Source organism: Pseudomonas sp. SWRI179, assembly GCF_014268705.1.
GTDB lineage: Bacteria > Pseudomonadota > Gammaproteobacteria > Pseudomonadales > Pseudomonadaceae > Aquipseudomonas > Aquipseudomonas zanjanensis.
Map to the genome: position 1 here is coordinate 49,142 of NZ_JABWRA010000004.1, position 21,295 is coordinate 70,436.

At 61.6% G+C, this 21,295-nt stretch carries 19 protein-coding genes; 6 read left to right on the plus strand and 13 right to left on the minus strand.

Annotation, left to right across the window (positions count from 1 at the left end; translation table 11 throughout):
- The first annotated feature begins 146 nt into the window (after positions 1–146).
- Positions 147–752 (plus strand): tRNA isopentenyl-2-thiomethyl-A-37 hydroxylase MiaE, encoded by a 606-nt coding sequence (gene miaE / locus HU767_RS03425; protein ID WP_186704851.1) that lies wholly within the window; start codon positions 147–149, stop codon positions 750–752.
- A gap of 275 nt (positions 753–1,027) precedes the next feature.
- Here miaE and HU767_RS03430 read toward each other — a convergent pair whose 3' ends face one another.
- From HU767_RS03430 to HU767_RS03440, 3 genes are all read right to left on the minus strand, one after another.
- Positions 1,028–1,516, minus strand: coding sequence for a GFA family protein (locus HU767_RS03430; protein ID WP_186704852.1), 489 nt, complete (start codon positions 1,514–1,516; stop codon positions 1,028–1,030).
- Positions 1,517–1,713: 197 nt separating this feature from the next.
- Positions 1,714–2,328: a DNA-3-methyladenine glycosylase gene (locus HU767_RS03435; RefSeq protein ID WP_186728523.1), complete on the minus strand. Its 615-nt coding sequence runs from the start codon at positions 2,326–2,328 to the stop codon at positions 1,714–1,716.
- 23 nt (positions 2,329–2,351) lie between these two features.
- Positions 2,352–3,434, minus strand: coding sequence for a trifunctional transcriptional activator/DNA repair protein Ada/methylated-DNA--[protein]-cysteine S-methyltransferase (locus tag HU767_RS03440; RefSeq protein WP_186728524.1), 1,083 nt, complete (start codon positions 3,432–3,434; stop codon positions 2,352–2,354).
- Positions 3,435–3,579: 145 nt separating this feature from the next.
- Here HU767_RS03440 and HU767_RS03445 point away from each other — a divergent pair, with 145 nt between their 5' ends.
- The gene (locus HU767_RS03445) at positions 3,580–4,092 is read left to right on the plus strand and encodes a hypothetical protein (RefSeq protein ID WP_186728589.1); all 513 of its coding nucleotides are present in this window, start codon (positions 3,580–3,582) and stop codon (positions 4,090–4,092) included.
- A gap of 75 nt (positions 4,093–4,167) precedes the next feature.
- Here HU767_RS03445 and HU767_RS03450 read toward each other — a convergent pair whose 3' ends face one another.
- Positions 4,168–5,622, minus strand: coding sequence for a TrkH family potassium uptake protein (locus HU767_RS03450; protein WP_186704855.1), 1,455 nt, complete (start codon positions 5,620–5,622; stop codon positions 4,168–4,170).
- 173 nt (positions 5,623–5,795) lie between these two features.
- Here HU767_RS03450 and HU767_RS03455 point away from each other — a divergent pair, with 173 nt between their 5' ends.
- Positions 5,796–6,383, plus strand: coding sequence for a LysE family translocator (locus HU767_RS03455; protein ID WP_186704856.1), 588 nt, complete (start codon positions 5,796–5,798; stop codon positions 6,381–6,383).
- A 206-nt stretch (positions 6,384–6,589) separates the two neighbouring features.
- Here the strand turns inward: HU767_RS03455 and HU767_RS03460 are convergent, their stop codons facing one another.
- Positions 6,590–7,414: an AraC family transcriptional regulator gene (locus HU767_RS03460; protein ID WP_186728525.1), complete on the minus strand. Its 825-nt coding sequence runs from the start codon at positions 7,412–7,414 to the stop codon at positions 6,590–6,592.
- Between the two features lie 137 nt (positions 7,415–7,551).
- On the opposite strand from HU767_RS03460, the gene HU767_RS03465 reads away from it, so the two are divergent.
- On the plus strand, positions 7,552–8,514 hold the full coding sequence (locus HU767_RS03465; protein WP_186728526.1) for a sensor domain-containing diguanylate cyclase: 963 nt from the start codon (positions 7,552–7,554) through the stop codon (positions 8,512–8,514).
- Positions 8,515–8,927: 413 nt separating this feature from the next.
- Here the strand turns inward: HU767_RS03465 and fabI are convergent, their stop codons facing one another.
- The 8 genes from fabI to gloB all read right to left on the minus strand — a co-directional run bounded on the left by fabI (position 8,928) and on the right by gloB (position 19,747).
- Entirely contained in the window at positions 8,928–9,722 is a 795-nt protein-coding gene (gene fabI / locus HU767_RS03470; protein ID WP_186704859.1) for an enoyl-ACP reductase FabI, read from the minus strand.
- A 20-nt stretch (positions 9,723–9,742) separates the two neighbouring features.
- Complete coding sequence (locus HU767_RS03475) at positions 9,743–11,353, minus strand: ABC transporter ATP-binding protein (RefSeq protein WP_186704860.1); 1,611 nt, start codon at positions 11,351–11,353, stop codon at positions 9,743–9,745.
- A gap of 1 nt (position 11,354) precedes the next feature.
- Positions 11,355–12,374 (minus strand): ABC transporter permease, encoded by a 1,020-nt coding sequence (locus HU767_RS03480; RefSeq protein WP_186704861.1) that lies wholly within the window; start codon positions 12,372–12,374, stop codon positions 11,355–11,357.
- Between the two features lies 1 nt (position 12,375).
- Positions 12,376–13,449 (minus strand): microcin C ABC transporter permease YejB, encoded by a 1,074-nt coding sequence (locus HU767_RS03485; RefSeq protein WP_186704862.1) that lies wholly within the window; start codon positions 13,447–13,449, stop codon positions 12,376–12,378.
- 4 nt (positions 13,450–13,453) lie between these two features.
- On the minus strand, positions 13,454–15,307 hold the full coding sequence (locus HU767_RS03490; RefSeq protein ID WP_186728527.1) for an extracellular solute-binding protein: 1,854 nt from the start codon (positions 15,305–15,307) through the stop codon (positions 13,454–13,456).
- Positions 15,304–17,133 carry an ABC transporter substrate-binding protein gene (locus tag HU767_RS03495; RefSeq protein ID WP_186728587.1) on the minus strand — a complete coding sequence of 610 codons (1,830 nt, stop codon included), beginning with the start codon at positions 17,131–17,133 and terminating at the stop codon, positions 15,304–15,306. Before HU767_RS03495 ends, HU767_RS03490 begins: the two co-directional genes overlap by 4 nt.
- A 298-nt stretch (positions 17,134–17,431) precedes the next feature.
- Complete coding sequence (locus tag HU767_RS03500) at positions 17,432–18,880, minus strand: transglycosylase SLT domain-containing protein (RefSeq protein ID WP_186704864.1); 1,449 nt, start codon at positions 18,878–18,880, stop codon at positions 17,432–17,434.
- Positions 18,881–18,979: 99 nt separating this feature from the next.
- A complete protein-coding gene (gloB, locus tag HU767_RS03505) occupies positions 18,980–19,747 on the minus strand; it encodes a hydroxyacylglutathione hydrolase (protein WP_186704865.1) in 768 nt (255 codons plus the stop codon).
- Between the two features lie 65 nt (positions 19,748–19,812).
- On the opposite strand from gloB, the gene HU767_RS03510 reads away from it, so the two are divergent.
- Complete coding sequence (locus HU767_RS03510) at positions 19,813–20,571, plus strand: methyltransferase domain-containing protein (protein WP_046062777.1); 759 nt, start codon at positions 19,813–19,815, stop codon at positions 20,569–20,571.
- A gap of 89 nt (positions 20,572–20,660) precedes the next feature.
- A complete protein-coding gene (rnhA, locus tag HU767_RS03515; RefSeq protein WP_030142629.1) occupies positions 20,661–21,113 on the plus strand; it encodes a ribonuclease HI in 453 nt (150 codons plus the stop codon).
- The last annotated feature ends 182 nt before the right edge of the window (positions 21,114–21,295 follow it).

The following is a 21,295-nucleotide window of genomic DNA, read 5'->3' on the forward strand; positions in this document are numbered from 1 at the left end:
TGTGGGGCAGTCTAGTTGTTGTGGGGCAGTCTAGTGGTTGTGGGTGTGACGTCGACTTGATGCATATCAACGGCGGTGGCTGGTGGTCTGGGGGCAGGCCGGTATAATCGGCGCCCTTCGCTCGACTACCTTTGCCCGTGAGCCCCATGAATCTTCCCGAAATCCACGAATTCCTTGGTTGCCGCACTCCCGATGCCTGGGTCCAGGCCGCGCTGGCCGACCAGGAAACGTTGCTGATCGACCACAAGAACTGCGAATTCAAGGCGGCCAGCACCGCCCTGAGCCTGATCGCCAAATACCATTCCCACGTCGACCTGATCAACCTGATGTCGCGCCTGGCCCGGGAAGAGCTGGTGCACCACGAGCAAGTCATGCGCCTGATGAAAAAGCGCAAGATCGGCTTGCGCCAGCTCTCCGCCGGCCGTTATGCCTCGGGGCTGCGCAAGGTGGTACGCAGCCACGAGCCGGTCAAGCTGGTAGACACCCTCGTCGTCGGCGCCTTCATCGAAGCCCGCAGTTGCGAGCGTTTCGAGGCCCTGGTGCCGCACCTGGACGAGGAGTTGGGCAAGTTCTACTTCGGTTTGCTGAAAAGCGAAGCGCGGCATTTCCAGGGATACCTGAAACTGGCTTACCAGTATGGCGATGCCAAGGACATTGCCCAGGTGATCGACAAGGTCCGTGAGGCCGAGCGGGAACTGATCGAATCGCCGGATGTGGAATTTCGCTTCCACAGTGGTGTGCCTGCGGCATAGGGCTGTTTGTCCTGACGCCATCGTCGGAACGCCGCCCGGAGCAAGCTCGCTCCCACAGGGAAATTTGGGTAAGGCACCAATATATTTGCAACGCCACAGAACAGTGTGGGAGCGGGCTTGCTCGCGAATGCGTCAGGTCAGTTGAATGAATGCTGGCTGACCCACCGCCATCGCGAGCAAGCCCGCTCCCACAGGGGGTGGGTTTCCCAAATCCAGTGGGAGCGAGCTTGCTCCGGGCGGCGTTCCGACGATGAGGCTTTCTGCAGCGCTGCCTCTCAACCAGTCAAACCCAGGCGTTCATGCCATTGGGCAATCGACTCTTCGGGGTAGACCTCGAACTGCTGGTCGCCCTTATGCGCCTCGACCTCTACCCACGGAGCCCTGGACCCGAGCATCAAGTGGGTATGCTCCGGCGGTACCGGCAGCGGCGTGTCGATGGCTGAAGCGAACGGGTGCACCAGCTCCGGCCATTCGGGGCTGAACAGCCACAGCCCCGATCCACACAGGGAACAGAAATGCCGCTCGGCACTGCTGCGGTGGGCGCGCTTATCGCCGTCGTCCTTTAGCCGCGCATGGTAGATCGAGATGTGCTTGCGACCATGCACCTTCAGGCTTTGGGCTTCGCCCCCCAGGTTGATCGCATAACCGCCGCCGCCCTGGGTCTTGCGGCAGATCGAGCAGTAGCAACGTTGATAAGGATAGGGGTGGGCACAGGCGAGGCTGAACGACACGGCGCCGCAGTGGCAGGATCCTTCTAGCTGCATGGGAACCTCCAGTGGATTGGAAATGGCTCAGTACAGCCTAGACGGTTTGTGTCTTGACAGTTGAATTGAGGGGGCCATGCGACCGCCTTCGCGAGCAAGCCCGCTCCCACAGGGGATCTGTGTCGGTCATAGATTTTTGTCCGCTCTCGGTCAATGTGGGAGCGGGCTTGCTCGCGAAGGCGTCGGTACAGCCAACATCACTTTGGCACCCGCCACAAATACCACGCGGCCGCCGTCCGGTAAGGGCGCCAGGCCAGGCCTATCTCGATCATCTGCTTGCGGCTGGGCTGTTGCGCCAACCCCTTGAGCCGTCGATACCCCTCGCGCACGCCAAAGTCATCGGCCGGCAGGATGTCGGGCCGCTCCAGGCTGTAGATCAGCAGCATTTCCACGGTCCAGCGCCCGACGCCACGCAGGCTGACCAGGCGCTCGATCAACCCTTCGTCTTCCATTGCCCGCGCCGTGGCGTAATCCGGTACCACCCCATCCAGGGCTGCTTGGGCGATACCCTGGATGGTTGCGATCTTGCTGGCGGAAAACCCACAACTGCGCAGTTGCGCAACGTCTGTCGCCAGGATCTGCGTGGGGGAGGGGAAGGTCTGCGCCGGGAACAACGCCAGCAGTCGACCCAGGATCGCATCGCCTGCCTTGGCGTGCAGTTGCTGGTAGGCAATCGCCCGGACCAAGGCTTCATAGGGATCCCGGGCCGGCTTGGGTTGCAGCAGGCAAGGACCGATCGTCTCGACGTGCCGTCGCCAGTCTTCGTCGAGATTGGCCAGGAAGGCGCTGGCGTCGTGGTAGGGCACGGGCATCAGGTATTCATTCTCCGGGGCGCTCAAAACGCCAGGGGCAGCGAAACCTGCACCGCGGCTTTTTCCAGCCGCAACAGAAACGCCTTGCGCGGCTGGCCGCCACCATAGCCGGTCAACGAGCCATCCGCACCGATCACCCGGTGGCAGGGAATGACGATGGCCAGGCGATTCTGCCCGTTGGCCAAGCCCACGGCGCGGCTGGCACCCGGGCTGCCCAGGGCCGTGGCGATGCCGCCGTAGCTGCGGGTTTCGCCGTAGGGAATTTTTTGCAGTTCAGCCCAGACTCGTATGGCGAATGCACTGCCGGGCATGTGCAGCGGGACGGTGAACGTCGTGAGCTTGCCGGCGAAATACTCGGCCAGTTCGGTTTCGATCTGTTGCAGGTGAGTGTTGTGCCCTGGCACGACCGTGCAGCCGTAGCGTTGCTGCAGTTCTTCCAGTTCCTTGGTTAGGGCCGGACGGTCGAGGAATTCCAGCAGCACCAGGCCGCGTCGTTCGGCCATGGCCAGCATCGGCCCCAATGGCGTGGTCAGGCGGGTGAACAACAAGGGTTCGCTGAGGGCCGCGCGGCCCGGCGTGATGTGGAAGGATTTGACGAAGGCGTCGCGAAACCCGCTCAACGATTCATAGCCGGAATCGAACGCTGCATTGTCGATGGAAGTGCCGTCCTTGATACCGCCCAAGGCAATGCCCAGGCGACGGGTGCGCAGGTAGGCGTGAAAAGTCATGCCGAAATGTTGTTTGAACCAGCGGCGCAATTTCAGCGGTTCGATGCCTTGTTCCAGCAGCAAGGCGTCGGTCCAGCGCAGGTCGGGTTCGGCGTCCACCGCCTTGAGCAGGGCTTGGATCCAGTCCGGCGCAATGGCCGCAGCGTCCAGCGGCTTGCAGCGCAGGCAGGCGCGGTAGCCGGCCGACATCGCTTCGTCGGCGTGGGCGAAGAACTCCACGTTCTCCGGTTTCGGCTTGCGCGCGGTGCAACTGGGGCGACAGAAGATGCCGGTGGTCTTGACCGCAGTGAAGAACACCCCCTCGTAGGCGGTGTCTCGTTCGAGCATGGCGCGGACCATCTCGGCATGGGGCGGGAGCAGCGAGTCGTGTAGGTTCATGGAGCAGAGCATAGAACCGCACCCGGGAGGACTCCACCGAAAAATCGACAGTGAATTTTCCGGTTGTTTGTCGGGTGGTCGCGAACAAAAATTGAACCTTCGAGTCTTAAAGGTTCACCCGCTGTTTTTGTCTTTCGGAGACATCATGTCCAAACATAAGAAATCCCTGATTGCCGTTGCTGTCTGTGCCTTGGCGTTCGGTGCCTCGGCCTTGTTGCCGGCCGACCTGTCGCCGATCGGTTCGAGTTATGCCGCGGGCAATGGCGGTGGCAATGGCGGTGGCGGCGGTGGCGGCAATGGCGGTGGTGGCGGTCACGGCGGAGGAAACGGTGGTGGTAATGGCGGCGGCCACGGTGCTGGCATTGGCGGTGGCCAGGGCCATGACAAGTCGGGCGACGCCCGCGGCCTTGGCAAAGGATTGGCCAGCGACCACACCGGCACTCGTACCCGCACCCGGGACCATGGCGTGAGCGGCAAGCACACCGGTGCCACCCGCACCGACCGTACCAGCAAGGCTTCGTTGACGTCGACCATCGCCAAGGACCGTGATACGCGCGGCCTGACCAAGGCGTCGGCGATTTCCACCGCCACGCCAGGCACCCACAACACCAAGGGCCTGACCAACGCGACCAGCTCTTCGATCAAGAACGATCGCTGATCGCCCAAACAAGCCGCGATGCCTGCAAGGTGTCGCGGCTTTTTTTCGTCTGTCAGTTACGCATGACCATCGCGTTCAATATTTCCAGAACACCGGGGTGAACAACACCAGCACCGTCAGGATCTCCAATCGCCCCAGCAGCATGCCGATGGTCAACAGCCATTTTGCTGCATCCGGCAGGGTCGAGAAGTTGCCGGCTGGCCCGATGATGTTGCCCAAGCCCGGGCCTACGTTGCACACCGCGGTCGCGGCGCCGGTCAGGGCGGTGGTCCAATCCAGCCCGATCAGTGCCAGGCCCAGGGCAATGGCGCCGATCGTGATTGCGAAGAAAAACGAAAAGGTCAGCAGTGAGCGAACGATTTCCTCGTCGATGGGATGGTTGTTGTATTTCTTCTGAATCACCGCCCGGGGGTGGATCAGTTGCTTCAAGCTGCCCATCAGCAGAACCTTGGCGACTTGAAAGCGAAAAATTTTCAGGCCCCCAGACGTGGATCCCGAACAGCCTCCCACGAACGTCAGGTAGAAGAACAGCAACAGGGCGAAACTGCCCCACAGCGTGTAGTCACCCAACGCCACGCCCGTGGTCGTGACGACAGAGGTGACATTGACGGCCACGATGCGAACCGCGTCCCACCAACCATGATCACTGTTCAGGCTCAGCCAGGTACCGACCATGAGCCAGGTAACAACCAAAAATCCAATGAAGCCCCGAACCTGTTGATCCTTGAGCAATGCGCGCCTGTTGCCCCGCAGTGTCGCGACATACAACGTAAAGGGCAGCGATCCCGCCATCATGACAACGACTGATACCCAGTGAATGGCCGGTTGCGTCCAGTGCGCCAGGGAAGCGTCGGACGTAGAGAAGCCGCCAGTGGAGATCAAGGACATCGCATGGTTGATCGCCTCGAAGGGGGTCATGCCGGCCAGCCACAGCGCCAAGGTCGCGAAGGCGGTCAGCGCGACATAGATCCAAAGGATGTAGTTGGCCGCGACGTGAGAGCGCGGCGTGACTTTCTCCGACCAGTCCGACGATTCGGTCTGGAACAGCCGCATGCCGCCGACCCGCAGCAGCGGCAGGATTGCCACGGCCATGCCGATAAAGCCGATGCCGCCGAGCCAATGCAGCATTGAGCGCCAGATCAACAGGCCGGGGGATGCCGTATCCAGCCCGGTGAGGATGGTCGAGCCGGTGGTCGTGATGCCCGACATCGTCTCGAAAAATGCATCGGTGTAACTGATGTGCTGGATGAATACCATCGGCAGGGCGGCGAAGGCGCAGACCACCACCCAGCTGGCGGTGGTCAACAGGTACATTTCCCTGGGGCGCATGTGGACATGTTCCGGTCGTCCACGGGCGACCAGGGCGATACCACACACGAAGGTAATCAGGCTCGACCAAAGAAACGCCGACAAGTCATCGTTGCGCTCGTAAAACATCAGCGTGAACAGCGGGATCGCCATGCTGATCGCCAGGGTAATCAGGAAAATCCCGAGGATGAAACCGATGAGACGCAGAACCGCAATCGACATGAGAAACGCCTGATCCATTGAGCCGCACAGTATCGATTTGGTTAATCGGCTACCGCGTAAAGTTTGCGTAAAAAATAGACGGTGACGCTCGATGACAAGGCAGTTTTCTTCAATACCCCCGAAGCGGGCTCCTTTACCTTTGGGACTCGTTCCTGAACTGAAGAAGATATGTGATGAGCTTGATATTTTCCATGGCGACCTTTGCGCTGGTGGCTTCCATTACCCCGGGCCCGGTCAATATCGTCGCCCTCAGCTCCGGGGCCCGCTACGGGTTTCGGGCCACGTTGCGGCATGTGGCCGGCGCTACCCTCGGGTTTGTCCTGCTGTTGGTCTTGATGGGGTTGGGGTTGCATGAAATGTTGCAGCGTTGGCCGGGGCTTACGCGCGTGGTGCAACTGGCGGGTGTGGCCTTCCTGCTGTTCATGGCCTGGAAACTGGCGATGGACAATGGCGAGCTGGGAGGGCGGGACGAGGGGCGTGCGCCGTCGATGCTCTACGGCGCGCTGATGCAATGGCTCAACCCCAAGGCCTGGCTGGCCTGTGTGGCGGGAATGGGCGCGTTCGTCGCCGATGGCGAGGTGCGGCTGGTGTGGCAGTTTGCGGCGATCTACCTGGTGATCTGCTACCTCTCGGTGGGCTGCTGGGCCTACGCCGGGAGTTTCCTGCGCTCATGGCTGGGGAATCCGGCGACCATGCGCCTGTTCAACCGGGCCATGGCGGTGTTGTTGGTGGTGAGTGCGGTGTATCTGTTGTTGCCGTGAGCTGAAGTGGGCGGCAACCCTGGTTTTTAAGAAGCAAGTGCTGTTGTGGCTGCAATCCGCGCTTTAGAGGTGGGAACGCTGTTGTGGCGAGGGAGCTTGCTCCCGCTCGACTGCGCAGCAGTCGCCCAGAATCGAGGGCTACTGCGTAGCCCAGCGGGAGCAATCTCTGGCCACAGGGGGACTCACCCCATTTCCGGGCTGCGGTATCAGCCGCGATATTGCCCGGGCGTCGCCGCCAGGTGTTGCTTGAAGGCGCGCTGGAAATGCGCCTGGTCGGCAAACCCACAGTCCAGCGCCACGTCGGCGATCAGCTTGCCTTCGCGCAATTGGCGCCGGGCAAACTGGATCCGCCGGTTGACCAGGAAGGCGTGGGGCGTCATCCCGTAATGGCGCTTGAAGGCTCGGCTCAGGTAGGACGGCGACAGCTGCGCGGCGGTGCAGATGTCTTCGAGCTTCAAGGCTTCGCTGCAATGGTCATGGATAAATTGCGCCGCACGCATCAGCCCTGGATGACTGCCCCGGTCCGGACGGCCGGCAGGGTTGAGCCGTTGTTGCAGGTCCATGAAAAAAGCCTCGGCGGCGGCGTGCTTGCCGGCCGTGTCGAGTTGCTCGTCCACCAATTGCCCATACAACCGGCCCAACGCGGCAAACAGCTCCGCGTCGCGGCTGTGGGTAGTGGCGAACCCTTGGAAATCGAGGTTTTCGTCAAAGCCGATACGGCGCTGCAGATCCCTGAGCCACTGGGTGTCGACGTACAACATCACGTAGGACCAGGGCTGATCGTCGATCGGGTTGCAGGCATGGACGTCGCCGGGGTTCATCAGCACCACCGTGCCGCTTCCCACCTGGAAACTCGAGCGTTCGTGGATATAGGTACTGCGCCCGGCGGTGATCGCGCCGATGGAGAAGTGATCATGGGAGTGACGCGAATAGCAGACCTTGCGCCCATCGTCGATGGCCCGGGCTTCGATGAAGGGCAGGGCCGCGTCGCGCCAGAAGCGTGGGGCGGCGTCAGGGTTGGCGTGCTTCATCGGTCAGCATCCTCGTCGTGAACCTGAGTGGCAGTGTATTAGCCCTGGTCGGCAAATGCCCGTTGGATTTGGCTGTTCGGCTTCAAGGGCCATGGTCCTGGACTAGACTCCAAGCAATCCCGCCAATGGAGTTTCCGATGCTTGCGCCAGGTAAACCGGACAACGAAGCCGTTCGCCTCAAGAATCTGCACTCGCTCAAACTGCTCGATACCGCACCCGAAGAGCGCTTTGATCGCCTGACCCGCCTTGCCCGACGCCTGTTTGACGTGCCCATCGCCCTGGTGTCGCTGGTGGACGCCAACCGGCAGTGGTTCAAGTCCAGCGCTGGCCTGGAGGCCAGCGAAACCTCGCGGGAAGTTTCGTTTTGCGCGCATGCGATTTTGCAGGATCAGATCCTGGAGATCTGCGATGCGGAACAGGACGAGCGCTTCCACGACAACCCGCTGGTCACGGACACGCCTGGGATTCGCTTCTACGCAGGGCATCCGCTGGGGTTGGAGGATGGCAGTAAGCTGGGCACGTTGTGCCTGCTCGACACCAAGCCGCGCCGTCTCAATGACGAGGAACGCGAACTGCTGCGCGACCTGGCGCGCATGGCCGAGCAGGAAATGGTCGCGGTGCAGATGGCGAGCATGGACGAGCTGACGCTGTTGTCCAATCGGCGCGGCTTCAGGACGCTGGCCCAGCATGCGTTGAGTGTGTGTGATCGCTTGTCGCGACCGGCGACGCTGCTGTTCTTCGATCTCAATGACTTCAAGCCGATCAATGATCGCTATGGGCACGCCGAGGGTGACAACGCGCTGAAAACCTTCGCCGACGTGCTGCGCATCGCCTTTCGCGAAAGTGATGTGATCGGTCGTCTGGGCGGTGATGAATTCGTGGCGCTGCTCACGGGTTCTTCCCATGTCGAGACAACGACGATCATGGCGCGGCTCCAGGAAATCCTTGATGAACGCAATGCGATGTTGCAGCGCGGCTATGACATTCGTTTCAGCGTCGGCCAGATCGAGTACGACGCCCAGCGCCATCGGTCGATCGACAACCTGCTGGCTGACGCCGATGCAGCGATGTATGCGCAGAAGCAGGTGCTACGCAGTTAACACAGGCTAATCCCTGTGGGAGCGGGCTTGCTCGCGAAGGCGTCGGTACATTCAATATCAATGCAAGCTGACCCACCGCTTTCGCGAGCAAGCCCGCTCCCACAGGTAACGCTGTTCACTTAAGGTCGTCGACAATCCGTGGCGAGGGAGCTTGCTCCCGCTGGGGCGCGAAGCGGCCCCAAAACCTGCCGAATGCGGAGCGTCAGACACACCGCACCCGCCGGTTCACGACTGCTTCGCAGCCGAGCGGGAGCAAGCTCCCTCGCCACAGGGCCATATCACCGACATACCGCCATCGCGAGCAAGCTCGCTCCCACAGGGAATGGCGGTGCAATCAGGCAATCGACAACAAAAAACGCCGCTTGCCCTTTCCGGGGCAAGCGGCGTTTTGTTAAGCGTGATGCGCGTGAAGATTACTCTTCGATATTACCCATGGCGGTGGTGTTGAAGCCGCCGTCCACGTACATGATTTCGCCGCTGATGCCCGACGCCAGGTCCGAGCACAGGAAGGCGCCGGCGTTGCCGACTTCTTCGATGGTGACGTTGCGACGCAGCGGGGTTTGCGCTTCGTTGGCGGCCAGCATCTTGCGGAAGTTCTTGATGCCGGAAGCGGCGAGGGTGCGGATCGGGCCTGCCGATACGCAGTTGACGCGGGTGCCGTCCGGGCCCAGGGAGCCGGCCAGGTAGCGGACGCCGGCTTCCAGGGAAGCCTTGGCCATGCCCATGACGTTGTAGTTCGGCATGGTGCGCTCGGCGCCCAGGTACGACAGGGTCAGCAGGCTGCCGTTGCGGCCTTTCATCATTTCGCGACCGGCCTTGGCCAGGGCCACGAAGCTGTAGGCGCTGATGTCGTGGGCGATGCGGAAACCTTCACGGGTGGTGGCTTCGGTGAAGTCGCCGTCCAGTTGGTCGCCCGGTGCGAAGCCCACGGAGTGCACGATGCAGTCCAGGCCGTCCCACTTCTTGCTCAGCTCTTGGAAGACCTTGGCGATTTCTTCATCGCTGGCCACGTCGCACGGGAAGCACAGCTCAGGGCTCGAGCCCCAGCCTTGTGCGAACTCTTCGACACGACCCTTGAGTTTGTCGTTCTGATAAGTGAAGGCAAGCTCAGCGCCCTCGCGATGCATGGCGGCGGCGATGCCGGATGCGATGGACAGCTTGCTGGCGACACCGACGATCAGTACGCGCTTACCGGCGAGAAAACCCATGTGTTGCTCCTCTTTTCAGGTTATTCGGCAGTTGTTGGGGCCAGGAAGGCGGCCTCCAGCAACTGCTGTGTATAGGGGTGCTGCGGCGCGGCGAATATGCTGCGGGCATCACCTTGTTCGACCACTTGGCCATGCTTGACCACCATCAGCTGGTGGCTCAGCGCTTTGACGACAGCCAGGTCATGGCTGATAAACAGGTACGTCAGGTTGTACTTGGTTTGCAACGACCGCAACAGCTCCACCACTTGGCGTTGCACGGTACGGTCCAGCGCCGACGTGGGTTCATCCAGCAGAATCAACGCCGGCTTGAGCACCAGGGCCCGGGCAATGGCGATACGCTGCCGTTGCCCTCCGGAAAATTCATGGGGGTAGCGGTTCCGGGTTTCCGGGTCCAGGCCTACCTCCTTCAATGCCGCGATTATCGCTTGTTCCTGTTCGGCTTCGGTGCCGATCTTGTGGATCCGCAGGCCTTCGCCGACGATCTGGCTGACGCACATCCGTGGGCTCAGGCTACCGAAGGGGTCCTGAAACACCACCTGCATCTCCCGGCGCAGCGGCCGGACTTGCTGCTGCGTCAGGCTGTCCAACGACTTGCCTTCGAAGCGGATCCCGCCCTGGCTGCCGATCAACCGCAGGATTGCCAGCCCCAGGGTGGACTTGCCGGAGCCGCTTTCGCCGACGATGCCCAGGGTCTGGCCCTGGGGCAGGCTGAAGCGAATTCCGTCCACGGCCTTGATGTAGTCCACCGTGCGTTTGAACAGGCCTTTCTTGATCGGGAACCAGACTTTCAGGTCCTCTACCTGCAACAGCGGCGGGCCGACGACATTGTTCGCCGGGGTGCCGCTGGGTTCAGCGCCCAGCAGTTCCCGAGTGTACGGATGCTGCGGCGCGCGGAACAACTCTTCACACGATGCCTGTTCGACGATGCAACCGCGCTGCATGACACATACGCGATGCGCAATTCTTCGCACAAGGTTCAAATCGTGGCTGATCAACAGCAGAGACATGCCCAATCGCGCCTGCAAATCCTTGAGCAATTGGAGGATTTTCAGCTGGACGGTGACATCCAGGGCGGTGGTCGGCTCGTCGGCGATCAGCAGTTCCGGCTCGTTGGCCAGGGCCATGGCGATCATCACCCGCTGGCGCTGGCCGCCGGACAACTCGTGGGGCAGGGCCTTGAGGCGCTTGTGGGGCTCGGGAATGCCGACCAGCTCCAGCAGCTCAAGGGTTCGGCGGGTTGCGACCTTGCCGCTCAGGCCCTTGTGGATGCCGAGCACTTCATTGATCTGTTTTTCGATGGAGTGCAGCGGGTTGAGGGAGGTCATCGGCTCCTGGAAGATCATCGCGATCCGGTTGCCGCGGATATGGCGAATGGTTTTTTCCTTCAGCCCCAGTAAATCCTGGCCGGCGTACTGGATGGTCCCGGTGGGGTGATGGGCCAGGGGGTAGGGCAGCAAGCGCAGGATCGAGTGGGCGGTGACCGACTTGCCCGAGCCGCTTTCACCCACCAGGGCCAGGGTTTCGCCGCGCTTGATATCGAAACTCACGCCTTCGACCACGCGCTGGCGGCGTTCGCCGACAACGAATTCCACCGCCAGGTCGCGTACTTCGATCAGATTGTCCTGGTTCATATCACTTCCTCGGATCGAAGGCATCGCGAGCGGACTCGCCGATGAACACCAACAGGCTCAGCATCAGGGCCAGCACGGCGAACGCGCTGATGCCCAGCCATGGCGCCTGGAGGTTGGACTTGCCTTGGGCCACCAACTCGCCCAGGGACGGCGCGCCCGGCGGCAGGCCAAAGCCGAGGAAATCCAGGGCGGTGAGGGTGCCGATGGCGCCGGTGAGGATGAACGGCATGAAGGTCATGGTCGAGACCATGGCGTTGGGCAGGATGTGGCGGAACATGATCGCGCCGTTCTGCATGCCAAGTGCTCGCGCGGCGCGCACGTATTCCAGGTTGCGCCCGCGCAGGAACTCGGCGCGGACCACGTCCACCAGGCTCATCCAGGAAAACAGCAGCATGATCCCCAGGAGCCACCAGAAATTGGGCTGCACGAAGCTGGCCAGGATGATCAACAGGTACAACACCGGCAGCCCGGACCAGATTTCCAGGAAGCGCTGGCCGGCCAGGTCCACCCAGCCGCCATAGAAGCCCTGCAGGGCGCCGGCGATCACGCCGATGATCGAGCTGAGCAGCGTCAGCGTCAGGGCGAACAGCACCGAAATGCGGAAGCCGTAGATGATCCGGGCGAGGACATCGCGGCCCTGGTCGTCGGTACCCAGCCAGTTCATGGCAGAAGGGGGGGCCGGGGCCGGGACCTTCAGGTCGTAGTTGATGCTCTGGTAGCTGAACGGGATCGGCGCCCACAGCACCCAGGCGTCCTTGGCGGCCAGCAGTTCGCGGATGTAGGGGCTCTTGTAGTTGGCTTCCAGTGGGAATTCGCCGCCGAACGTGGTTTCCGGGTAGCGCTTGAGGGCCGGGAAGTACCAGCCGTCGTCGTAATGCACCACCAACGGCTTGTCGTTGGCGATCAGCTCGGCGCCCAGGCTCAGCCCGAACAGGACCAGGAACAGCCACAGCGACCACCAGCCACGCTTGTTGGCCTTGAACAATTCGAAGCGACGGCGATTGAGAGGGGACAGGTTCACATCAATGCTCCCGGCTTTCGAAGTCGATGCGCGGATCGACAAAGGTGTAGGTCAGGTCGCCGATCAGTTTCACCACCAGTCCCAGCAAGGTGAAGATGAACAGGGTGCCGAACACCACCGGGTAGTCGCGGTTGATGGCCGCTTCGAAACTCATCAGGCCGAGGCCGTCGAGGGAGAAGATCACTTCCACCAGCAGCGAGCCGGTGAAAAAGATCCCGATGAATGCCGAAGGGAAACCGGCGATCACCAGCAGCATGGCGTTGCGGAAGACATGGCCGTAGAGCACTCGATGGCGGGTCAGGCCCTTGGCCTTGGCGGTGACCACGTATTGCTTGTTGATTTCGTCGAGGAAGCTGTTCTTGGTCAGCAGGGTCATGGTGGCGAAGTTGCCGATCACCAGGGCGGTCACGGGCAAGGCCAGGTGCCAGAAGTAATCGAGGATCTTGCCGCCCATGCTCAATTCGTCGAAGTTGTTTGAAGTCAGTCCGCGCAACGGGAACCAGTCGAAATAACTGCCGCCGGCAAATACCACGATCAGCAGGATGGCGAACAGGAACGACGGGATCGCGTAGCCGACGATGATTGCCGAGCTGGTCCACACGTCGAAATGGCTGCCATGCCGCGTGGCCTTGGCGATCCCCAGCGGGATCGACACCAGGTACATGATCAGCGTGCTCCACAGGCCGAGGGAGATGGACACTGGCATCTTCTCCTTGATCAGGTCGATGACCTTGGCGTCGCGGAAAAAACTGTCCCCGAAGTCCAGGCGGGCGTAATTCTTGATCATGATCCACAGGCGTTCGGGCGCCGACTTGTCGAAGCCGTACATGCGTTCGATTTCCTTGACCAACGCCGGGTCCAGGCCCTGGGCACCGCGGTAGGAAGAACCGGCCACCGATACTTCGGCACCGCCGCCGGCGATGCGGCTGGTGGCGCCCTCGAAGCCCTCGAGCTTGGCGATCATCTGTTCCACCGGCCCGCCGGGCGCGGCTTGGATGATGACGAAGTTGATCAACAGAATGCCGAACAGGGTGGGAATGATCAGCAGCAGTCGCCGAAAAATATAAGCCAGCATCTTGTTACTCCACGCTCGCAGGGGCGGCGACTTGCTGCTCGATAACCTGCTTTTCTACTTCATCGGCCGGTTTGACCTCCGGCTTGACCCACCAGGTGGTGGTACCGATGTCGTAGGTCGGCGTGACTTTCGGGTGGCCGATGTGGTTCCAATAGGCCACGCGCCAGGTCTTGATGTGCCAGTTGGGGATCACGTAGTAGCCCCATTGCAGGACCCGGTCCAATGCCCGGGCATGGGCCACCAGGCTCTTGCGCGAATCGGCATTGATCAATTGCTCCACCAACTGGTCCACGGCCGGGTCCTTCAAGCCCATGGTGTTGCGGCTGCCGGGCTTGTCGGCGGCGGCGGACATCCAGAACTCACGCTGTTCATTGCCTGGCGAGCTGGATTGCGGGAAGCTGCCCACCACCAGGTCGAAGTCCCGGGAGCGCACACGGTTGATGTACTGGGATACATCCACGCGGCGGATCACCAGTTCGATGCCCAGGTCACTCAGGTTGCGCTTGAATGGCAACAAGACTCGCTCGAACTCGGTCTGGGCCAGCAAAAACTCCAGCACCACGGGCTTGCCTTGGGCATCGACCATCTTGTCGTCGACGATGCGCCATCCGGCCTCCTGCAGCAGGTGATAGGCCTTGCGTTGCTGGTCACGGATCATGCCGCTGCCGTCACACATGGAAGGCTGGAAGGCTTCGGTGAAGACCTGCTCGGGAATCTTGCCACGCAAGGGGGCGAGGATTTTCAATTCGTCTTCGCCAGGCAGCCCGGTCGCCGCCATCTCCGAATTCTCGAAATAGCTGCGGGTGCGGGCGTAGGCGCCATGGAACAGCTGTTTGTTGGTCCACTCGAAGTCCAGCAGCAGGCTTAGGGCCTTGCGTACCCGTACGTCTTGGAAAACCGGGCGACGCAGGTTGTAGATAAAGCCCTGCATGCCGGTAGGGTTGCCGTTGGGGATCTGTTCCTTGACCAACCGACCTTCGGTCACCGCCGGAATGTTGTAGGCGTTGGCCCAGTTCTTGGCGGCCATTTCCAGCCAGTAATCGAACTGCCCCGCTTTCAACGCCTCCACGGCCACGGTGTTGTCGCGGTAATAGTCGGTGGTCAGCACGTCGAAATTGTAGAAACCACGGTTGACCGGCAGGTCCTTGCCCCAATAGTCCTTCACGCGCTCATAGCGGATCGAGCGTCCGGCCTTCACCTCGGCGACCTTGTAGGGACCGCTGCCCAGAGGGATCTCAAGGTTGCCCTTGCTGAAATCTCGACTGGCCCACCAATGCTTGGGCAGGACGGGTAACTGTCCGAGGATCAATGGCAGCTCGCGATTATTGGTGTGCTTGAACTTGAAGAGGACCTTGAGCGGATCTTCGGCGATGACTTCGGCGACGTCGTTGTAATAGCCGCGGAACATCGGGGCGCCGTCCTTGGTCAGGGTCTGGAAGCTGAAGACGACGTCTTCTGCGCGTACCGGGTGGCCATCGTTGAAACGGGCTTCAGGGCGCAGGTAGAAGCGCACCCAGCCATTGTCCGGGGCTTTCTCGATTTTTTCGGCGATCAACCCGTATTCGGTGAACGGTTCGTCCAGGCCCTGCTTGGCCAAGGTGTCGTAGATCAGGCCGATGTCGTCGGCCGGTACGCCTTTGCTGATGAACGGGTTGAGGCTGTCGAAGCTGCCAAACCCGCCTTGGCGGAATATTCCACCCTTGGGCGCATCGGGGTTCACGTAGTCGAAATGCTTGAAATCCGCCGGGTACTTCGGCGGCTCGTTGTACAGCGTCAAGGCGTGCTGCGGCGCAGCGCAGGCCAGCCCGGCGAATAACAGGCAACTGGCCTGCAGGAGCAGGGCACGTAGAGGCTTCATTGATCTTTCTCCGAAGATTTCAGCCACCAGGCGCTCAGGCCCAGGGTGTAGGGCGGCGTGGTGACGAAGGCGAACCGGTTGCGGTACGCCAGGCGATGATAATTGAGATACCAGTTGGGAATGCAGTAATGCTGCCACAACAGCACGCGATCCAGGGCCTTGCCGGCGGCGACCTGTTCGTCGCGGGTCTGGGCGGCGAGCAGTTTTTCCAACAGGTGGTCGACCACCGGGTTGGCGATCCCGGCGTAGTTCTTGCTGCCCTTGACCCCGACCTGGCTGGAATGGAAGTACTGCCACTGCTCCAGCCCCGGGCTGAGGGTCTGGCCCAAGGTCAGCAGGATCATGTCGAAGTCGAACTGGTCCAGGCGCTGCTTGTACTGGGCTCGGTCCACCGTGCGCAGCCGTGCCTGGATGCCGATGCTGGCGAGGTTTTCGACGTAGGGCTGCAGGATGCGCTCCAGGTTCGGGTTCACCAGCAGGATTTCGAAGCTCAGGGGCTGGCTATCGGCGTTCAGCAGGCGCTGGCCGTTTAGGCTCCAACCGGCCTCCTTCAGGAGTCCCAATGCTTTGCGCAAGGTTTCCCGAGGGATGCCGCGCCCGTCGGTCTTGGGCAAGCTGAAGGGTTCGGTGAGCAGTCCAGGTGGCAGTTGTTCGCGGTACGGCTTGAGCAGTAGCCATTCATGACCCACCGGCAGGCCGGTGGCGGAGAATTCGCTGTTGGGGTAGTAGCTGAGGGTGCGTTTGTAGGCGCCGCTGAACAGGGTGCGGTTGGTCCACTCGAAATCGAACATCAGCCCCAGGGCTTCACGTACCTTGATCTCGGCGAACGTACCGCGCCGGGTGTTCATGAACAAGCCTTGGGTCTGGGTCGGGATCTGGTGGGGGATCTGCGCCTTGATCACGTCGCCGCGGTTGACCGCCGGGAATTGATAGCCGTTGGCCCAGTTCTTGGCCTGGTGCTCGATGTAGATGTCGAATTCACCGGCCTTGAAGGCTTCGAAGGCAACTTCGCTGTCACGGTAGAACTCCACATCCATGCGGTCGTAGTTGTACTTGCCGCGATTGACCGGCAGGTCCTTGCCCCAGTAGCTCTTGACCCGTTCGAACACCAGTTGGCGACCGGGTTGCACTTTGGTGATGCGATACGGCCCGCTGCCGAGGGGCGGCTCGAAGGTCGTCGCCTTGAAATCGCGGCCTTTCCAGTAATGCTGGGGCAACACCGGCAGCTCACCCAGGCGCAGGATCAGCAGCGGATTGCCCGCGCGCTTGAAGACAAAGCGGATTTTCAGCGGGTTGAGAATGTCGACCCGTAGCACTTCCTGCAGGTTGGTGCGGTATTGCGGGTGGCCGTCCTTGAGCAGCGTGCGGTAGGAGAACGCCACGTCATAAGCGGTGATGGGTGCGCCATCGTGGAACCGCGCCTCGGGGCGCAGGTTGAACACCACCCAACTGCGATCTTCGCTGTATTCCACCGACTGGGCGATCAGGCCATAGCTCGACGTCGGTTCATCACCGGACGGTGCGTACTGGCCGGTGCCGACCATCAGCGGTTCGTTCAGCTCATTGATGCCGTATTGCAGGAAATTGGGGGTGGAAACCGGGCTGCTGCCCTTGAATGTGTAGGGATTGAGCGTATCGAAGGTGCCGAATGCCATGACCCGCAAGACTCCGCCCTTGGGCGCTTGCGGGTTGACCCAGTCGAAGTGGGTGAACCTGGCCGGGTACTTGAGCGTGCCGAACTGCGCATAACCATGGCTTTCGCTGATGGTTGCGCTGGCGGGAGAGCTCAAGGCCAGGCTGATCAGGAGCAGGAGGAGGGGACGTATCAAGTCTGAGATCCGATCCAGGCGGCTTGGGCTTTTATGGCCTGTACAGTAACAGCTTGTATCGGCAGGAAAAAGGCGGGGTGCCAAAGCGTCTCGGATTACTCGAAACCGGCGCGAGAACGCTTTGTGGCGAGGGAGCTTGCTCCCGCTGGGTTGCGCAGCAACCCCAAAAGCCGTGACCCAATCCATCTGTCACACCGAGGTGCCAGATTCGGGTCTGCTGCGCAGCCCTGCGGGAGCAAGCTCCCTCGCCACAAAAGCTTCTCGGGCACAAACAGCCCCTTCAACCATCGATGGCTTAGTGCGGCGAGTAAACCGTCAGCATCTGCCCAGGCTTGAGCGCCTTGCCCATTCGCGGGTTCCAGCGCTTGAGGTGCTGCATTTCCACGTTGAAGCGCTTGGCGACCACGTACAGGGAATCACCTTGCTTGACCTTGTACTGGGTTTGCTTCTTCTGGTTCTTGCTGTTGGCGGCCACCACGGTGCTGATGCGCTTGCCGGTGGTCTTGCTGGCCCTGGTGTCCTGCATCACCAAGGTCTGGCCGACCTTGAGCTTGTTGCCACTGAGTTTGTTCCAGCGTTGCAGATCCTTGGTCTGGACCTTGTTGGCCTTGGCGATCTGGGCCAGGTTGTCGCCGCGCTTGACGCGGTAGGTGCGCCTGGCACCTTCCACTTCGCTGTCGTCGGCGGATTCGAAAACCGGCTTGAGGGCGCGCTGGCTGATCAACTCTTCCGGGCGCATGGTCGACAGGCTGGCAGTCAGCAACTGGGCCTTGGACGTCGGCACCAGCAAATGCTGGGGACCGTCGATGGTGGTGCGCTGCTTGAAGGCTGGGTTGAGCTGGAACAGCTCGTCTTCGTCGATGTTGGCCACCGCCGCGACCTTGGACAGGTCCATGCGCTGGTTGATCTCGACGACTTGGAAATAAGGTTCGTTGGCGATCGGGTTGAGGTTCACGCCGTAGGCGTCGGGCGAGAGCACCACTTGGGACAGCGCCAGCAACTTCGGCACATAGGCCTGGGTCTCGCTGGGCAGCGGCAGGTTCCAGTAGTCGGTGGGCAAACCCAGTTTCTCGTTGCGCTCGATGGCGCGGCTGACCGTGCCTTCCCCGGCGTTGTAGGCCGCCAGCGCCAGCAACCAGTCGCCGTTGAACATGTCGTGCAGGCGAGTCAGGTAGTCCAGGGCGGCCGTGGTGGAGGCGGTGATGTCGCGACGCCCATCATAAAAGCGGGTCTGGCGCAGGTTGAAGTAGCGCCCCGTGGAAGGGATGAACTGCCACAGGCCCACTGCGTGCGCCCGGGAATAGGCCATGGGGTTGTAGGCGCTCTCGATCACCGGCAGCAAGGCCAGCTCCAGCGGCATGTTGCGCTCTTCGAGGCGTTCGACGATGTAATGGATGTACAGGCTGCCGCGCTCACCGGCGTTTTCCATGACGGACGGGTTGCTGGCGAACCACAGGCGCTGTTGCTCGATACGCGGGTTGACGCCGGCCGTTTCCTGCAATTGGAAGCCCTGGCGCATGCGCTCCCAGACGTCCTGGGGCACTTGGGGGCTGGGTTTCTCGGTGAGCCATACCGGCTTCTGCTTGGCGCGAGCAGCGATATTCGGGGTGTGCGCCGCATCGCTCTGCGGCAGCTGGCTCGTGCTCTGGCAGCCCGCCAAGGTGGCGGACACAGCCACCGCGATGGCTTGAGCCAAGCGGGTCAATGTGTCTGACTGGACGGACCTGCGTATAGATGACGACATTGGCTGGAAGTAAGTTCCGGGCAAAAATGTCGGCCGATTCTAGGAAGCGCACCCCAGCAGGTCAACCTTTCAGAATTTTTGTATCAATCGATAGCTGCCTTAGAACGTATCTTTCCAAGCCCTCAAGGCCGCAAAAACCTCACTCGGCGTCTGGTTTCGCTGGCCGTTCCGTTCGTCCGCTTTTTGTTTAACGGATGTTTCAGCGGTGCGCAGGAATGGATTGGTGAGTTTCTCCAGGGCCAGGGTCGAAGGCAGGGTGATGACGCCTTCGTCGCGCTGTCGTCTGACTTTTTCCAGGCGGGCGGCGATGTCCGGGTTGCCGGGTTCCACGGCAGCGGCGAACTTCAGGTTGCTGAGGGTATATTCATGGGTGCAGTAGACCAGCGTATCTTCAGGCAGGGCGGCGAGGCGACTGAGGGAGTGGTGCATTTGCGCAGGCGTGCCTTCGAAGAGTCGGCCGCAACCGGCGGCGAACAGGGTGTCGCCGCAGAAAAGCAGGCCATGGTGGTAGTAGGCAATGTGCCCCAGCGTATGGCCGGGCACGGCATGGACATCGAAGTCCCAGCCCAGCACGTGGACCTTGTCGTTATCATTCAACGCATGGTCCCGCGCCGGGATGTTTTCGCTGGCCGGGCCGTAGACGGTGGCGTTCGTTGCCTTTTTCAGCGCCTGGACGCCGCCGACGTGATCATGGTGATGGTGGGTGATCAGGATGTCGCTCAGGACCCAACCCGGATGGCTGTCGAGCCAGGCCTGTACGGGCGCGGCATCCCCCGGGTCGACCACGACGCAGCGCTGGGTGGAGTGATCCTGTAACAACCAGATGTAGTTATCGGTGAACGCGGGCAGGGCACTGATCTGTATCATCGTGGAATTCGCCAAGCGGAAAACAAAGGCGCATCTTAGAACTTCCTGACGCGTTGGAGAATGCAATGACCGATGAAGCGTTCGCTCAGGCTGATCCTGACTGGCTGGCGTTGATCAGCGCCGCCCGTGAATGGCTGTCCGGCCCTGTGGGGCAATTTTTGCTGGATGAAGAACGGCGCATGCTCGAAGACGAGTTGGGCCGGTTCTTCGGCGGCTATCTGGTGCATTACGGGCCGTCGGCGCAAACGCCGCCGTCGGCGCCGCAGGTCCAGCGCAACGTTCGCCTGGGGGCACCGTTACCCGGGGTGGAAATCGTCTGCGAAGAGCAGGCCTGGCCGCTGAGCGAGCATGCCGCCGACGTGGTGGTCATGCAGCACGGCCTGGATTTCTGCCTGTCACCCCACGGCTTGCTCCGCGAGGCCGCCAGCAGCGTGCGCCCCGGCGGACATCTACTGATTATCGGCATCAACCCCTGGAGCACCTGGGGGCTTCGTCACGTCTTTGCCCATGACGCCTTGCGCCAGGCCCGCTGCATCTCGGCGTCGAGGGTCGGCGACTGGCTCAACCTGCTGGGCTTCGCGCTGGAGAAACGCCGCTTCGGGTGCTATCGTCCGCCGCTTGCGTCACCCAAGTGGCAGGCACGCCTGGCCGGCTGGGAGCGCAAGGCTGGCGACTGGCAGCTGTCCGGCGGCGGTTTCTACCTGCTGGTGGCGCGCAAGATCGCGGTCGGGTTGCGCCCGGTACGTCAGGCGCGACGCGAGCCGATGGGCAAGCTGATTCCCTTGCCAATGGCCAAGGTCAATCGTCGCCACATAGAGCCGTAACCTTTTTCTGATGGTTCTTGCCGGCATTGGGCTGCGGGTTTTGTCGGGCCCGATGGGCGGGCCTTTGCATTTTTTCTGGATAGATTGGCATGAGCGATAGCGTAGAACTCTTCACTGATGGCGCCTGCAAGGGCAACCCCGGGCCGGGTGGCTGGGGCGCGTTGCTGGTGTGCAAGGGCGTGGAGAAGGAACTCTGGGGCGGCGAAGCCAATACCACCAACAATCGCATGGAGCTGATGGGCGCCATCCGTGGCCTGGAAGAGCTCAAGCGGCCTTGTGATGTGCTGCTGGTGACCGACTCGCAGTACGTAATGAAAGGCATCAACGAGTGGATGGCCAACTGGAAGAAACGCGGCTGGAAGACGGCGGCGAAGGAACCGGTGAAAAACGCCGACCTGTGGAAGTTGCTGGACGAGCAGGTAAACCGCCACAACGTCACCTGGAAATGGGTGCGTGGCCACATCGGCCACCACGGCAACGAACGGGCCGATCAGTTGGCCAATCGTGGGGTGGATGAGGTGCGGGGCTATAAGCAGGCTTGATCGAGGCGTTGTCAGGATCTGGCAGGATGACGCCTGTGGCGAGGGAGCTTGCTCCCGCTGGACCGGTCCGACGCCTCGGGCGAAGCAGGCCCCTTTCGGCGGTCGCTGCGCAACAGAGCGGGAGCAAGCTCCCTCGCCACAAAAGCGGTCCCAGGCTAATCCCACCTAATAGCGTGTTAAGA

Excerpts from the sequence above, each read along its gene's own strand:
- HU767_RS03450 (WP_186704855.1), bottom strand. The coding sequence starts at position 5,622 with ATGTCGATTGCGGTTCTGCGTCTCATCGGTTTCATCCTCGGGATTTTC.
- gloB (WP_186704865.1), bottom strand. The coding sequence starts at position 19,747 with ATGATACAGATCAGTGCCCTGCCCGCGTTCACCGATAACTACATCTGG.
- HU767_RS03475 (WP_186704860.1), bottom strand. The coding sequence starts at position 11,353 with ATGAACCAGGACAATCTGATCGAAGTACGCGACCTGGCGGTGGAATTC.
- HU767_RS03510 (WP_046062777.1), top strand. The coding sequence starts at position 19,813 with ATGACCGATGAAGCGTTCGCTCAGGCTGATCCTGACTGGCTGGCGTTG.
- HU767_RS03445 (WP_186728589.1), top strand. The coding sequence starts at position 3,580 with ATGTCCAAACATAAGAAATCCCTGATTGCCGTTGCTGTCTGTGCCTTG.
- HU767_RS03430 (WP_186704852.1), bottom strand. The coding sequence starts at position 1,516 with ATGCAGCTAGAAGGATCCTGCCACTGCGGCGCCGTGTCGTTCAGCCTC.
- HU767_RS03455 (WP_186704856.1), top strand. The coding sequence starts at position 5,796 with ATGAGCTTGATATTTTCCATGGCGACCTTTGCGCTGGTGGCTTCCATT.
- rnhA (WP_030142629.1), top strand. The coding sequence starts at position 20,661 with ATGAGCGATAGCGTAGAACTCTTCACTGATGGCGCCTGCAAGGGCAAC.
- HU767_RS03440 (WP_186728524.1), bottom strand. The coding sequence starts at position 3,434 with ATGAACCTACACGACTCGCTGCTCCCGCCCCATGCCGAGATGGTCCGC.
- HU767_RS03490 (WP_186728527.1), bottom strand. The coding sequence starts at position 15,307 with ATGAAGCCTCTACGTGCCCTGCTCCTGCAGGCCAGTTGCCTGTTATTC.
- miaE (WP_186704851.1), top strand. The coding sequence starts at position 147 with ATGAATCTTCCCGAAATCCACGAATTCCTTGGTTGCCGCACTCCCGAT.
- HU767_RS03485 (WP_186704862.1), bottom strand. The coding sequence starts at position 13,449 with ATGCTGGCTTATATTTTTCGGCGACTGCTGCTGATCATTCCCACCCTG.
- HU767_RS03500 (WP_186704864.1), bottom strand. The coding sequence starts at position 18,880 with ATGTCGTCATCTATACGCAGGTCCGTCCAGTCAGACACATTGACCCGC.
- fabI (WP_186704859.1), bottom strand. The coding sequence starts at position 9,722 with ATGGGTTTTCTCGCCGGTAAGCGCGTACTGATCGTCGGTGTCGCCAGC.
- HU767_RS03435 (WP_186728523.1), bottom strand. The coding sequence starts at position 2,328 with ATGCCCGTGCCCTACCACGACGCCAGCGCCTTCCTGGCCAATCTCGAC.
- HU767_RS03460 (WP_186728525.1), bottom strand. The coding sequence starts at position 7,414 with ATGAAGCACGCCAACCCTGACGCCGCCCCACGCTTCTGGCGCGACGCG.
- HU767_RS03465 (WP_186728526.1), top strand. The coding sequence starts at position 7,552 with ATGCTTGCGCCAGGTAAACCGGACAACGAAGCCGTTCGCCTCAAGAAT.